This is a genomic window from Sphingomonas pseudosanguinis, assembly GCF_014196255.1.
Classification (GTDB): Bacteria; Pseudomonadota; Alphaproteobacteria; order Sphingomonadales; family Sphingomonadaceae; genus Sphingomonas; species Sphingomonas pseudosanguinis.
Map to the genome: position 1 here is coordinate 632,861 of NZ_JACIDH010000001.1, position 12,603 is coordinate 645,463.

Here is a 12,603-nt window from a genome sequence, read left to right on the forward strand (position 1 = left end):
TGTTGTTCCATTGCCATTAACCTCGCTACGCCTATCTTGGAGGCGGAAAGGTATCCGGCACCGATGAACGACAACGACAAGCAGCAGAGCCCCGATCCCAATGGGGGCGGCAACCCCTGGATGAAGAGCCTGTTGATCTGGGTGGGCATCCTGATGGCGCTCGCCCTGTTCGTCAGCCTGTCCGGCGCGGGTTCGTCGGCGCAGAGCGGCAACCAGATCGAGTATTCGACCTTCCTCGACAAGGTCGATGAGGGCACGGTGAAGACCGCGACGATCTCGCGCGAGTCGATCACCGGCACGCTGTCGTCGGGCGAGAAGTTCCGGACGACGCCGGTCCCCGATTCGCAGCTGATCCCGCGCCTGCGCGAAAAGGGCGTGACCTTCACGGCGAAGACCGAGGAAGGGCCGTCCATCTGGATGCTGATGCTCTATAATTCGCTGCCCTTCCTGCTGTTCATCGGCATCGCCTTCTTCGTGCTGCGCCAGATGCAAAAGGGTGGCGGCGCCAGCGGTGCGATGGGCTTCGGTAAGAGCCGCGCCCGCATGCTGACCCAGAAGGAAGGCAAGGTGACCTTCGACGATGTGGCCGGCATCGACGAGGCGCGCGAAGAACTGCAGGAAATCGTCGAGTTCCTGAAGGACCCGTCGAAGTTCGCACGCCTCGGCGGCAAGATCCCGAAGGGCGCGCTGCTGGTCGGCTCGCCGGGTACGGGCAAGACGCTGCTCGCCCGTGCGATCGCGGGCGAGGCGGGCGTGCCCTTCTTCACCATTTCGGGTTCGGATTTTGTCGAGATGTTCGTCGGCGTCGGCGCCAGCCGCGTGCGCGACATGTTCGAGCAGGCGAAGAAGTCGGCACCCTGCATCGTCTTCATCGACGAAATCGACGCGGTCGGCCGCCATCGCGGTGCGGGCCTGGGCAACGGCAATGACGAGCGCGAGCAGACGCTGAACCAGCTGCTGGTCGAGATGGATGGTTTCGAGGCCAATGAAGGCATCATCATCATCGCCGCGACCAACCGTCCCGACGTGCTCGATCCCGCGCTGCTGCGTCCCGGCCGCTTCGACCGCCAGGTCGTGGTGCCGCGCCCCGACATCGACGGCCGTGTGAAGATCCTCGAAGTCCATATGAAGAAGGTGCCGCTGGCCCCCGACGTCGACGCCCGCGTCATCGCGCGCGGCACGCCGGGCTTCTCCGGCGCCGATCTGGCGAACCTGGTCAACGAGGCCGCGCTGATGGCGGCACGCAAGGGCAAGCGCCTGGTCGCCAGCGCCGAGTTCGAGGAAGCCAAGGACAAGGTCATGATGGGCGCGGAACGCCGCTCCATGGTCATGACCGAGGACGAGAAGCGGATGACCGCCTATCACGAGGCCGGCCATGCGATCATCGCGCTGCATGAACCGGCGTCGGACCCGATCCACAAGGCGACGATCATCCCGCGCGGCCGCGCGCTGGGCATGGTGATGCGCCTGCCGGAGCGCGACTCGTACAGCTATCATCGCGACAAGATGTACGCGAACCTGGCGGTCGCCATGGGCGGTCGCGTCGCCGAGGAGATCATCTTCGGCTATGACAAGGTGTCGAGCGGCGCGAGCGGCGACATCCAGTACGCCACCGGTCTGGCCCGTGACATGGTCACCAAATGGGGTATGTCGGACAAGGTCGGCCCGGTCGAATACGCCCAGCCGGAAGGCGAGAGCTTCCTGGGCTATTCGTCCAGCCAGCCGGTGCGCATGTCCAACCAGACCGCGCAGCTGATCGACGACGAGATCAAGTCGATCGTCGAGGGCGGTCTGCACCGCGCCAAGCATGTGCTGACCGAGCATGTCGACCAGCTTCATCTTTTGGCCGGGGCGCTGCTGGAATATGAGACGCTGTCGGGCGATGAGATCAAGAAGCTGATCGCGGGCGATGACATCGGTCGCGACGATCCCAAGGCGAAAGCGACGCCGGTTGCCAAGGCGGGGACCTCGATCCCCAAAACCCGGCGCGGCGCGGGTCCGTTCGGATCGCCGAGTCCGCTCGGCACCTGACCCCTCAGGCCGGTATTTTGTGGAAAGGCCGTCCCTGTCAGGGGCGGCCTTTTTGTTTGGGGGGCGGGGCGTGGCCTTCGACTTCGCTCAGGCTGAACGGGGCAAGGGGAGTGCGGCGCGGATACTTGCCGGGCGATGCATGAGAGCAGCACCACTCCGAAACCCCCGTTCAGCCTGAGCGAAGTCGAAGGCCACGCCCAACACCCCTCAATCCGACAGATCCGCCACTTCCCTGGCAATGTCGGGCGTCGCGCAGAGCCGAACCTCCGTCTGGCTCAGCGGCGCATCGCCCGGCTTGGCGCAGCGATAGGCCGCCTCACGGGGCGGGATCATGTCCAGCGGTTCGACCGAGGCATCGCGCCGGGCGATCACCGTCCCCAGCTTGCCGAGATAGTCATCCCAACCCTCACCGGTCCCCGATTGCCCGATCACCGCCATCGCCGCCTGCCGCATCGCCTCCGCATCCTTGAAATCACCCGACTGGCGCAACTGGTTGGCGGCGCGGGCGGTCGACCATAGACGGTCCTTGGCACTGGTATCGGCGGGCAGGTTGCGGACCCGCGTGACGAACGCCTGCCCATAACGGCTGCGGCGCTCCTGCATTTCGGGAGTATCGCGGCCGTCACGCGGACCGGGCGTCTGTCCCCATAGCGCGGCCTGAAGCCAGGTCAGGACTTGCGGCTCGGGCCGGCTCAACCGTGCCGCCAGCCATGCGGCCCGATAATGGCCAGAATCCTTTCGTGCGACCAGTTCGGCATAATCGGGTGTGGCGATCAGCACCGCCAGCGCCGCCTTGTCGCTGTCCGAAAACCGATCGAACACGACCAAGTGATTGCCCGGACATTCGGGCACGGGCAGCGGGAACATCATATAGCTATAGGGGCGCCCGTCGGGCCGCTCGCCATAGGTCGAATAGCTCCCCATCTGCCAGCCCGAGAATGTCTCGCCACCGATCGGGCAGGTCATCGGCACGTTGCCGCCATGAATCGGGGGAGGGGGCGGCGGCGGTGGTGTCGGGGCCGATGCCTGCGCCTGAAGGAGCGCCCATGCGAGACCGATCATCATGCCCATCCTCCCCCTATAGTCCCGCCAAGCCTAGCCGATCGGAGCCGCAGCGACTATGCTGCTGGCGTGGTCGTGACATAAGCCAGGGTGGCAGACCCGTCGCGCGGCCCGATGGAGGATGTCCGCATGACCGAAGTCCCCCGCAACGATACACCGGGCGACACGCTGCGCGACCGCGCGGTCCGCCTCTACGACGCCTTTACCCATGACCATCACGACCGTCGCACCCTGCTGCGCCAGATGACCGCGCTTGCGGGCTCGGCGGCGGCGGCCGAGGCGCTGATCCTGGGAATCGCCGCCAGTCCCGCCGCCGCGGCGATGACCGATCCGCAGGATGTCCGGCTGCGAATCGATCGCCGCGAGGGGATGGAGGCCGGCGCCCGCTCCGCCGCCTATATGGTCGCCCCGCGTGACGCGAAGAAGCGGCTGGGCGAGGTTCTGATCATTCACGAAAATCGCGGGCTGACGCCGCATATCGAGGATGTCGCACGTCGTCTGGCTTTGGCCGGCTTTCGCGTGACCGCGCCCGATCTGCTGGCGCCGCAGGGCAGTACGCCGGCCGACGAGGATCGCGCCCGCACGCTGATTGGGACGCTCGACTATGATCTGGCGCTGGCCCAGGCGCGGGCGATGATGGCGCGCGCCGCCGCCGACAAGGCGGGAACGGGCCGCGTCGGTGCGGTCGGCTTCTGCTGGGGCGGGGCGTTCGTCAACCGGCTGGCGGTGGCGGCGGGGCCGGCGCTGGCGGCGGGCGTCGCCTATTACGGCCCCGCGCCCGCACCCGGCGAGGCGGCCAGGGTCCGCTCGCCGCTGATGCTCCATTATGCCGGCAAGGATGCGCGGGTGAACGCCACCGGCGAACCCTGGGTCGCGGCGCTGAAGGCGGCGGGTCGACCGGTCGAGGCCTTCACCTATGCCGGCGTCGACCACGCCTTCAACAACGACACCAGCGCCGAACGCTATGACCGCGCCGCCGCCGAACAGGCCTGGGCGCGGACGACGGCCTTTCTGCATCGCCATCTCGATCACGGCTGACGCCCCCGATGGGGCGGGGCACCATTCAGGGGAGACATGTCATGACCAGCGAGTTGACGCTCTACACCAACCCGCATTCGCGTGGCCGGATCGCGCGCTGGATGCTGGAGGAGACGGGGGCCGCCTATGACACGGTGATCCTGGACTATGGGACGACGATGGTCGCCCCCGACTACCGCGCGATCAACCCGATGATGAAGGTGCCCGCGATCGTCCATCGCGGCCAGGTCGTGACCGAGACGGCGGCGATCTGCGCCTATCTGGCCGAAGCGTTTCCCGATGCGGAGCTGACCCCGCTGCCGGAGGAACGGGCGGACTATTATCGCTGGCTGTTCTTCGCGGCGGGGCCGCTGGAGGCCGCCATCACCAATCGTGCGTTGAACGTCACGCCGACCGCCGAGCAGCAACGTATGGCCGGTTATGGCGATTTCGACCGGGCGGTCGGGGTCGTCGATCAGGCGGTGGCGCGCCATCCCTATATCGCGGGCGAGCGGTTCACCGCCGCCGATGTCTATCTCGGCTCGCAACTCATGTGGTTCACCCAGTTCGGGCTGATCCCGCGCAGCGACGCGATTATGGCCTATATCGGCCGGCTGGCCGAGCGCCCCGCCCATGCCCGCGCCACCGCGCTGGACGATGGCAAGGTGGAGGAGGTCATCGCCGATTAGGCGATGACCCCGCCCCTCCGGCCCGTGCTCACAGGCTCAGGCCGGATCGTGGGCCTCGACCTGCTGGGGGCAGGCGGCGCGCAGGATGTCGAGGCCGGCGGCGATATGATTGCCCGCCAGCGGCATGCCGAGCGCATCGGCGCCCTCCATGGCGGCCTGGGCCAGGGCGATGACATGCTCCAATGTGACGTTCGGGTGGCTCATCGGACGGATAACTCGAAAAAGGGCGTGGCCGTCACGCGACGGCCGGGGGAGGGGGTGTTCGACCAAAAGATTGCACCAACCTGATGCTTATCGCGACAAGTATTTTTGCAATCGATTCTGACCACCTGCCCCCAAGCGGGACTCCGCCAAGGGGCAGGTGAAGAAAATTATCGCATCAGAACAAGCTCTTCCGACATGGTCGGATGCAGCGCGACCGTGGCGTCGAACTGCGCCTTGGTCAGCCCGGCCTTCACCGCGACGGCGGCGGCCTGGAGGATTTCGGGGACGTCGGGGCCGATCATGTGCAGGCCGACGACACGGCCCGTCACGCCCTCGCACACCATCTTGTACAGCGCGCGTTCGTCGCGGCCGGCCAGCACATTCTTCATCGGGCGGAAGTCGGAGGTGTATACCTGCACCGAGCCGAGCTTCTGCCGCGCCTCCGCCTCGGTCATGCCGACTCCGGCCATGGGCGGGTGGCTGAACACGGCCGCCGGGATGCAGTCATAATCGACCCGCGTCGGCTTGTTGCCATAGACGGTGTCGGAAAAGGCCTGTCCCTCGCGGATCGCGACCGGGGTGAGTTGCACCCGGTTGGTCACGTCGCCGACCGCATAGATGCTGGGGCAGGTCGAGCGATTGTCCTCGTCGACCTTGATCGCGCCGATCTCGTCCAGCTCCACGCCCGCCGAGTCGAGCCCCAGGCCATGGGTGTTTGGCACGCGGCCGGTGGCAAACATGACCAGGTCGACCTCGATCGGATCATGGCCCGACATGGAGACTTTCAGCGAACCGTCCGCCTGCTTCTCGATCCCCTGGAAGGTCGCGTCGAAGCGGAAGTCGATGCCCTTCATCATCGAAATCTGAAGCAGCCGGTCGCGGATCGTCAGGTCATAGCCGCGCAGGATTTCCTTGCTGCGGTTGATCAGCGTGACGTGCGCGCCGAACTGGTGGAAGATGCCGGCGAACTCGTTGGCGATATAGCCCGCGCCCGCGATCAGCACACGCTTCGGGATCGAGTCGAGATGGAACGCCTCGTTGGAGGTGATGCCATGCTCATGGCCGGGGCAGGACGGGATGGCGGGATGCGCGCCGACCGCGACCAGGATGCGCTCGGCGGTCTTCTCGGTGCCATCGGCCAGCCGCACGCTGTTGGGGCCGGTGACGACGGCGCGCTGGTCGATGATCTCGACGCCGTGGCTCTCCAGCGTATTCTTATAGGCGCCATTGAGCCGGTCGACCTCGGCCAGGACATTGTCGCGCAGCGTACCCCAAGAGAATTCGCATTCGCTCGGCACCTGCCAGCCGAAGCGGCGCGCGTCCTTCAAATCCTCGGCGAAATGCGCGCCATAGATCAGCAGCTTCTTCGGCACGCAGCCGCGAATGACGCAGGTGCCGCCGACGCGATATTCCTCGGCCACCGCCACGCGTGCGCCATGCGCCGCCGCCACCCGCGATGCGCGCGTACCCCCGGAGCCTGCCCCGATGACGAACAGGTCATAGTCATACTCAGCCATGGGACGGTTTCTCCGGGAAAGTCAGAACAGCGGGCTTGCATGCCGCGTAAAAGCACAACGGGGGACGCCGAGCCAAGTTCAGCATCCCCCTTACAGTAAGTGGAAACTTCAATCCTCCCCGGCACGGGGAGGGGGACCAGCGAAGCTGGTGGAGGGGGCGTTCCACGAAGCATGTCCTATGGGGAAGCCCCCCTCCGTCAGGGCTACGCCCTGCCACCTCCCCGTACCGGGGAGGATTTTTTACTCTCCAAATGCCCGCTGGATCAGGTCCTCGGTCGAGGGATCGAAATCCTGCCCGCCCTGATCCGCCGCCTTGGCCATTTCCTTGCCCAGCTCGACGCCGAACTGGTCGAAGCTGTTGATGCCGAGCAGCACGCCGTTCACGAACACGCGGTGCTCATAGAATGCGATCAGCGCGCCCAGCGTACGCGGGTCGAGCGTGTCGAGCAGGATGGTCGAGGACGGACGATCGCCCGAATAGCTGCGGGCGGGGTCGTCGGTCTTCTTGCCCTTCATCAGCGCCGCGCCTTGCGCGAACGCATTGAGCAGCAGCTGGCGGTGATGATCGTCGCTCAGCACATCGCCCGGCTCGATGACCGCGATGAACTCGACCGGCACCAGATGGGTGCCCTGGTGGAGCAGCTGGAACACCGCGTGCTGCGCATCGGTGCCGACCCCGCCCCAGGTGATCGCGGCGGTGGGACGGCCGACCGGCTGGCCGTCGACGGTCACGCCCTTGCCGTTCGACTCCATCTCCAGCTGCTGGAGATAGGAGGGGAGGAGGCGCAGGCGTTCGTCATAGGCGAAGGGCGCGCGCGTCTCGGCATGGCGGACCTGGGTGTAATAAAGGTCGGCAAAGGCGGCGAGCGCGGGGGCATTCTGCGACAGGTCGGTCAGGCGGAAATGGCGATCCATCTCGGCCGCGCCCTCCAGCAGTTCCTCGAACGCGTCCCAGCCCAGGCCCAGCGCGGCGGGGAAGCCGATCGTCGACCAGAGCGAATAGCGCCCGCCGACCGACTCGGCGAAGGACAGGATGCGGGTCTCGTCGATGCCCCATTCGACCGCCTTGGCCGGATTGGCGGTCAGCGCGATGACGCGGCCATAGGGGTCCTCGACGCCATGCTCGGTCATCCATTGCAGCGCCGAGGTGGCGTTCAGCATGGTCTCGGTGGTGGTGAAGGTCTTGGACGCGATGACGAGCAGCGTGGCGGCGGGATCGAAGCGCTTGAACACCTCCTCCAGCGCGACGCCGTCGACGTTGGACACGATCGCCACGTCATAACGGTCGGTATCGCGGCCCAGCGCATCGACCAGCAGGTCGGGGCCGAGTGCCGAGCCGCCGATGCCGATATGCAGGACATGGCGGATCGGCCCGAGCGCCTCCGCCTCGATCGCGTCGATCAGCGCGCGCATCCGGGCGTGCGACTGGCGCGCGGTGGCGACGCTTTCGGGATTGCCCTCGCCACGCTCGGCAGTGTGCTCGACCGCACGGCCCTCGGTAACGTTGACGACCTCGCCACCGAACAGCGCGTCGCGCTTGGCGGCCAGCCCTTGCGCCTTGGCCAGCTCGGCGAAGGCGGCGATGGCTTCCGGGGTCAGGTGGGTCTTGGACCAGTCGAAATGGATACCCGCCACGTCCAGGCTGAGCGAGGCCAGCCGGTTGGGATCATTCGCGAAAAGATCGAGAAGCGGGGTCTGCGGGAGCGATTCGATCGTCGACCAGTCGGCAGCCATGATGCCTGTTCCTTCCTTGCGCGCGCCCGGTTGGGCTTCGCTTACGGCGTTAGACAAAGCCGGGGCGCAAAGCCAAGCCCTAGATTGGTATGGTGGGTTGGGAAGGTATGACGGAAAGGCGGTGGGAGCCGCTCTTCCCTTCGTTCGACATGGCTAGAAGGTTATTCGACGCGGCTGCTCGATGATCTGGCCATTCGGCCGCACGATCTGGGCGGCACAGGCCAGCACCCGCCCGGCGGCGAATTGCGGCCTGCGACAGCGTTGTTCGATGCGGATGCGGGTCAGGTCCGAAGCGCGGTAGACCGACATGCGGTACAGCGCCGCCTCGCCGACCTGTTCGACCGCGCAGGCGATCGCGATGTAGCCGCCGTTGCGGGCGACTTCGGCCTGATTGCAGTCCCGTTCGATCACACGACGCGGGCCGGCGACATCCTCCACCGCCATGCGAAGACCTTCGCGGGGATCATTGGCATCGGGCACATACCAGGGGCGAAGCAGCAGTCGCGATCGGACGGTGCTGACGATATCCGATCCGTCGAGATTGACGGGCTGATCGCGCATCCTGGCAAAGCTCGGATCGACCGCCGGCAGACCCAGCGCGGCGACGCTGCCCGCCTTTGGCGTGCAGCGCTTCACATAGCTGCCGGGGCTAGGCGCACCAGACGGCCGCGTCTGGCCCGGCCGGGCGAGGACATAGACGCCGGGGCGGAACTCGACGCAATCCGAACCCGACATGACCTGCGCACCCGGCGCCCGCCGCGCCGCCGCCGCGCCGACCAGGGCCAGTGGATCGCGCGCGCTCTGGATGATCGTCCAGGTCGATCCAGTCGAGCGGCTTTCCGCAGCCGTTGCGGGGCAGGCCAGGCCCAAGGCGGCGGGCATGAGGGCGGTACACAACAGGCTGAAGACGTTTCTCATGGCCCAGTCTCCCGTTTGTTCGCCGCAACGTCGGTCCTTCTGACGACGTGCGTGACGAGTCCGCTCCGCCTGCCGCCCGGTCGCTTGTCATTCAGCGGCGATGGCCGATGAAAAGCGCGACCTGTGCCGACGATCCAGCTTACCGATGCTTCCCCGCCACCGGATCGCGGACCACGCCGACATCGGCAAACCGCTTGGGTTCGGCGGGGTGGGGGGCGGGTTCGGCGAGTTCGCGCTGCCAATAGCCGACGTCGATCCAGCGGCCATGCTTGTGACCGACTTCGCGGAAGACGCCGGCGCGGCGGAAGCCGACCGCTTCGTGCAGCTTGATCGAGCCGTCATTGGGCAGCGCGATCACCCCCATCGCCTGGGTGAAGCCCTGCGCGGTCAACGTGTCGACCAGCGCTTCGTAGAGGAGGCGGCCGACGCCGGCGCGCTGCGACACGTCGGCGACATAGATCGTCGTCTCGACCACCCAGCGATAGGCCTCGCGCTCGCGGAACCGCGCGGCATAGGCATAGCCGATAATGCCCTCTTCCCGGCCTTCCTCGTCGCTCAGCGTGGCGACGATCCAGGGGTAGAGGCCGTCCGCCCCCTCCATGCGCGCGCGCATCGTATCGGCGTCGGGGGCCTGGGTCTCGAACGAGACGACGCCGGCCAGGACATGCGGCGCATAGATGGCGGCGATGGCGGCGGCGTCATCGGGGCGGGCGGCGCGGATGGCGATCATTGGGGTCTCCGAAGGCGATGGGCCTGCGTAGCGTGGGTATGCGCGGTTCGGAAAGCCCTGATTCCAACCTCCGTTCAGCCTGAGCGAAGTCGAAGTGCACGTTCCGCGCTTAGTGGCAAAGCGCTTCCCGTGGCCTTCGACTTCGCTCAGGCTGAACGGGGGTTAGGTATCAGGGTGTAGGGGATCAGATCAGAGCCCCAACCGGGCGATCAGCAGGTCGAGCAGCCGCTCGTCGCTCGCGGTCGCCATCGGGCCGAGCGCGCCGCATTCCAGGCACGTCGCCTGGACCGAGCCACCACGCACCAGGCGCTGGACATCGCCCAGCGCGCGCGCGGCCACCGCACGGCGTTCGGCCGCGGCGATGGCGAAGACGTCGCCGCCATTATCGGTCGAATCGTCGTCATTGCCAAAGCCCTGGACCAGTTCGGCGGCGAAGCCGGGCTTCTTCTCCAGATATTCGGGATAGACCTTGGCGGGGTCCAGCTTGGCGCGACGCGCGGCTTCGGCGATCGCGTCGGACAGGTTGCCGAACCGGTCGACCAGGCCGATCTGGCGGGCGGTGCCGCCGTCCCACACGCGTCCTTGCGCGATGGTGTCGACCTTTTCGGGCGTCATCCGTCGCGACTCCGCCACGCGGGCGAGGAACTGGCGATAGCCATTCTCGATCCCGGCCTGCAGGATGGTGTCGAGCATCGGGGTGAAGCCGCCCAGCACATCGGGCTGGCCGGTCAGCGGCGTCGTCTTCACCCCGTCGGTGGTCACGCCGATCTTGGCCAGCGTATTCTCGAACGAGGGGATCAGGCCGAAGATGCCGATCGAACCGGTGATCGTGCCCGGCTCGGCGAAGATGACGTCCGCCGGGGTCGACACCCAATAGCCGCCCGAGGCGGCGAGGCCCCCCATCGAGACGACGATGGGCAGCTTCTGCCGCTTGGCCTCCAGGATCGCCTGGCGGATCTGTTCGGAGGCCAGCACCGAGCCGCCGGGCGAATCGACGCGCACGACCAGCGCCTTCAGCTTCTTGGTGGCCAGTCCGTCGAGCAGCGCCTTGGAGATGGTCTCGCCCGCCGCCGTGCCCGGACCGCCCTCGCCATCGACGATCGAGCCGGCGATGGTCACCACGCCGATCGCATCGCCCTTGGTTGGCAGAGGATTGGCGCGGACCCAGGCGTCATAGCCGATGGTGCGGAAGCTGCCCGCCGGCTTGGCATTCTCGACGCCGGCGATCTCGGCGATACGCTTGCCGAACGCCATGCGGTCGCCCAGCTTGTCGACCAGCCCGGCCTTCAGATTGGCGTCGGCGATATTGCCGCCCGAGGCGAGGATCGCGCGATCGGGCTGGGCCAGGAAGCCGGCGAGCTGCGCCTTGGGCCGCGCCTTGGCGATCGACTCGCGCCACTGGGCGAACAGCGTGCCATAGAGCGCCTGCGACGCGGCGCGGGCATCGGGGCTCTGATCGGTGCGGATATAGGGTTCGACGAACGATTTGAACTTGCCGACGCGGTAGACATGGGTGGTGACGCCCAGCTTGTCGATCAGCCCCTTATAGTAAAGCTGGTTGCCGCCCGGCCCGGTGAACAGCGTGCCGCCCAGCGGATTGACCCAGATCTCGCTGGCATGCGCGGCTAGGCGGTACGCGCCATCGGTATAGGCGGTGGCATAGGTCAGCACCGGCTTGCCGCTCTGGCGGATGCGCGCCATCGCGTCGCCGATCTCCTGAAGCGCAGCCGGATAGGCGCCGCCGAAGGCATCGAGATCGAGGACCACCGCCTTGACGCGGCTGTCGCCCTTGGCCGCATCGATCGCACGGACGACATCGCGCAGGCGGAATTCGCGTGGGCGACCGCGCCCCGACAGCATGGCGAAGGGGGCGATCGCCTCGGGCTGCTCGACGATGGGGCCGTCCAGCTTGAGCAGCAATGCGCCGTCGGTGATCGCCTTGGTCCCCGGCCGGGCGTTGAGCGCGGCGAAGATCAGCCCGAAGAACAGCAGCATCGCCGCCAGCACCAGGAAATCCTTGATGCCGACCAGCAGCCGCCAGGCGCCGCGCACCAGCCGCCAGCCGCTGCGCCGGCCGGCCTTGCGCCCCGGTCGGCTGAAATCCTGGTCGAGCGGGGAGGCGGGCGGAAAGGCGTCTGCGCGAGCGTCGGTCATGCGCCATGGCTAGCCCAGCCGCGAATAGTCGGCAATGGCCCGTATTAGAGGGCCAATACGGATGGGCATCGCCGAAATTTGTTCCCGCCGGCGGAGCGCTTCGTCGAAATTTTTTGGGGGCAGGCGTTGACGGCCTGAACGCCCGTTCACATATCCGGTTCTGTTGGCACTCCCCCCCGGTGAGTGCCAGAAAAGTGTAACACGCCAGATTAAAGGGACATGGCAATGAACTTTCGTCCGTTGCACGACCGCGTTCTCGTCCGTCGCGTCGAGGCCGAGGAAAAGACGGCTGGCGGGATCATCATCCCGGATACCGCCAAGGAAAAGCCCCAGGAGGGCGAGGTCGTCGCCGCCGGTTCGGGCGCGAAGGCCGAAGACGGCAAGGTCACGCCGCTGGACGTGAAGGCGGGCGACCGCATCCTGTTCGGCAAGTGGTCGGGCACCGAGGTCAAGGTGAACGGTGAAGACCTGCTCATCATGAAGGAATCGGATATCCTCGGCATCATCGGCTGAGACTGATCCTTCTCCCGTTTTTTACGACAATTCC

11 protein-coding genes are annotated in these 12,603 nt (G+C 66.8%); 4 read left to right on the forward strand and 7 right to left on the reverse strand.

Features of this window, described 5'->3' with window-relative positions; all coding sequences use genetic code 11:
* Positions 1–63 precede the first annotated feature (63 nt).
* Positions 64–2,031, forward strand: coding sequence for an ATP-dependent zinc metalloprotease FtsH (ftsH, locus tag GGR48_RS02960; RefSeq protein ID WP_183950387.1), 1,968 nt, complete (start codon positions 64–66; stop codon positions 2,029–2,031).
* A gap of 207 nt (positions 2,032–2,238) precedes the next feature.
* Here the strand turns inward: ftsH and GGR48_RS02965 are convergent, their stop codons facing one another.
* Positions 2,239–3,096 carry a hypothetical protein gene (locus GGR48_RS02965; protein ID WP_183950388.1) on the reverse strand — a complete coding sequence of 286 codons (858 nt, stop codon included), beginning with the start codon at positions 3,094–3,096 and terminating at the stop codon, positions 2,239–2,241.
* A 126-nt stretch (positions 3,097–3,222) separates the two neighbouring features.
* Between GGR48_RS02965 and GGR48_RS02970 the strand changes: the two genes are divergently transcribed.
* Positions 3,223–4,131, forward strand: a complete 909-nt coding sequence (locus GGR48_RS02970; protein ID WP_183950389.1) for a dienelactone hydrolase family protein — start codon at positions 3,223–3,225, stop codon at positions 4,129–4,131.
* 41 nt (positions 4,132–4,172) lie between these two features.
* Positions 4,173–4,799: a glutathione S-transferase family protein gene (locus tag GGR48_RS02975; protein WP_183950390.1), complete on the forward strand. Its 627-nt coding sequence runs from the start codon at positions 4,173–4,175 to the stop codon at positions 4,797–4,799.
* A gap of 36 nt (positions 4,800–4,835) precedes the next feature.
* Here GGR48_RS02975 and GGR48_RS02980 read toward each other — a convergent pair whose 3' ends face one another.
* The 6 genes from GGR48_RS02980 to sppA all read right to left on the reverse strand — a co-directional run bounded on the left by GGR48_RS02980 (position 4,836) and on the right by sppA (position 12,056).
* A complete protein-coding gene (locus GGR48_RS02980; protein WP_183950391.1) occupies positions 4,836–5,003 on the reverse strand; it encodes a hypothetical protein in 168 nt (55 codons plus the stop codon).
* Positions 5,004–5,170: 167 nt separating this feature from the next.
* Positions 5,171–6,520 carry a glutathione-disulfide reductase gene (gorA, locus tag GGR48_RS02985; RefSeq protein ID WP_183950392.1) on the reverse strand — a complete coding sequence of 450 codons (1,350 nt, stop codon included), beginning with the start codon at positions 6,518–6,520 and terminating at the stop codon, positions 5,171–5,173.
* A gap of 240 nt (positions 6,521–6,760) precedes the next feature.
* Entirely contained in the window at positions 6,761–8,254 is a 1,494-nt protein-coding gene (gene pgi, locus GGR48_RS02990) for a glucose-6-phosphate isomerase (protein WP_183950393.1), read from the reverse strand.
* Positions 8,255–8,407: 153 nt separating this feature from the next.
* Positions 8,408–9,172, reverse strand: coding sequence for a hypothetical protein (locus GGR48_RS02995; RefSeq protein ID WP_183950394.1), 765 nt, complete (start codon positions 9,170–9,172; stop codon positions 8,408–8,410).
* Between the two features lie 139 nt (positions 9,173–9,311).
* The gene (locus GGR48_RS03000; RefSeq protein WP_183950395.1) at positions 9,312–9,902 is read right to left on the reverse strand and encodes a GNAT family N-acetyltransferase; all 591 of its coding nucleotides are present in this window, start codon (positions 9,900–9,902) and stop codon (positions 9,312–9,314) included.
* A 189-nt stretch (positions 9,903–10,091) separates the two neighbouring features.
* Positions 10,092–12,056 carry a signal peptide peptidase SppA gene (gene sppA, locus GGR48_RS03005; protein WP_240456169.1) on the reverse strand — a complete coding sequence of 655 codons (1,965 nt, stop codon included), beginning with the start codon at positions 12,054–12,056 and terminating at the stop codon, positions 10,092–10,094.
* A 225-nt stretch (positions 12,057–12,281) separates the two neighbouring features.
* Here sppA and groES point away from each other — a divergent pair, with 225 nt between their 5' ends.
* Positions 12,282–12,569 (forward strand): co-chaperone GroES, encoded by a 288-nt coding sequence (gene groES, locus GGR48_RS03010; protein WP_042484184.1) that lies wholly within the window; start codon positions 12,282–12,284, stop codon positions 12,567–12,569.
* The last annotated feature ends 34 nt before the right edge of the window (positions 12,570–12,603 follow it).

Excerpts from the sequence above, each read along its gene's own strand:
- groES (WP_042484184.1), top strand. The coding sequence starts at position 12,282 with ATGAACTTTCGTCCGTTGCACGACCGCGTTCTCGTCCGTCGCGTCGAG.
- sppA (WP_240456169.1), bottom strand. The coding sequence starts at position 12,056 with ATGACCGACGCTCGCGCAGACGCCTTTCCGCCCGCCTCCCCGCTCGAC.
- GGR48_RS02975 (WP_183950390.1), top strand. The coding sequence starts at position 4,173 with ATGACCAGCGAGTTGACGCTCTACACCAACCCGCATTCGCGTGGCCGG.
- ftsH (WP_183950387.1), top strand. The coding sequence starts at position 64 with ATGAACGACAACGACAAGCAGCAGAGCCCCGATCCCAATGGGGGCGGC.
- gorA (WP_183950392.1), bottom strand. The coding sequence starts at position 6,520 with ATGGCTGAGTATGACTATGACCTGTTCGTCATCGGGGCAGGCTCCGGG.
- GGR48_RS03000 (WP_183950395.1), bottom strand. The coding sequence starts at position 9,902 with ATGATCGCCATCCGCGCCGCCCGCCCCGATGACGCCGCCGCCATCGCC.
- GGR48_RS02970 (WP_183950389.1), top strand. The coding sequence starts at position 3,223 with ATGACCGAAGTCCCCCGCAACGATACACCGGGCGACACGCTGCGCGAC.
- GGR48_RS02980 (WP_183950391.1), bottom strand. The coding sequence starts at position 5,003 with ATGAGCCACCCGAACGTCACATTGGAGCATGTCATCGCCCTGGCCCAG.
- GGR48_RS02965 (WP_183950388.1), bottom strand. The coding sequence starts at position 3,096 with ATGATGATCGGTCTCGCATGGGCGCTCCTTCAGGCGCAGGCATCGGCC.
- pgi (WP_183950393.1), bottom strand. The coding sequence starts at position 8,254 with ATGGCTGCCGACTGGTCGACGATCGAATCGCTCCCGCAGACCCCGCTT.
- GGR48_RS02995 (WP_183950394.1), bottom strand. The coding sequence starts at position 9,172 with ATGAGAAACGTCTTCAGCCTGTTGTGTACCGCCCTCATGCCCGCCGCC.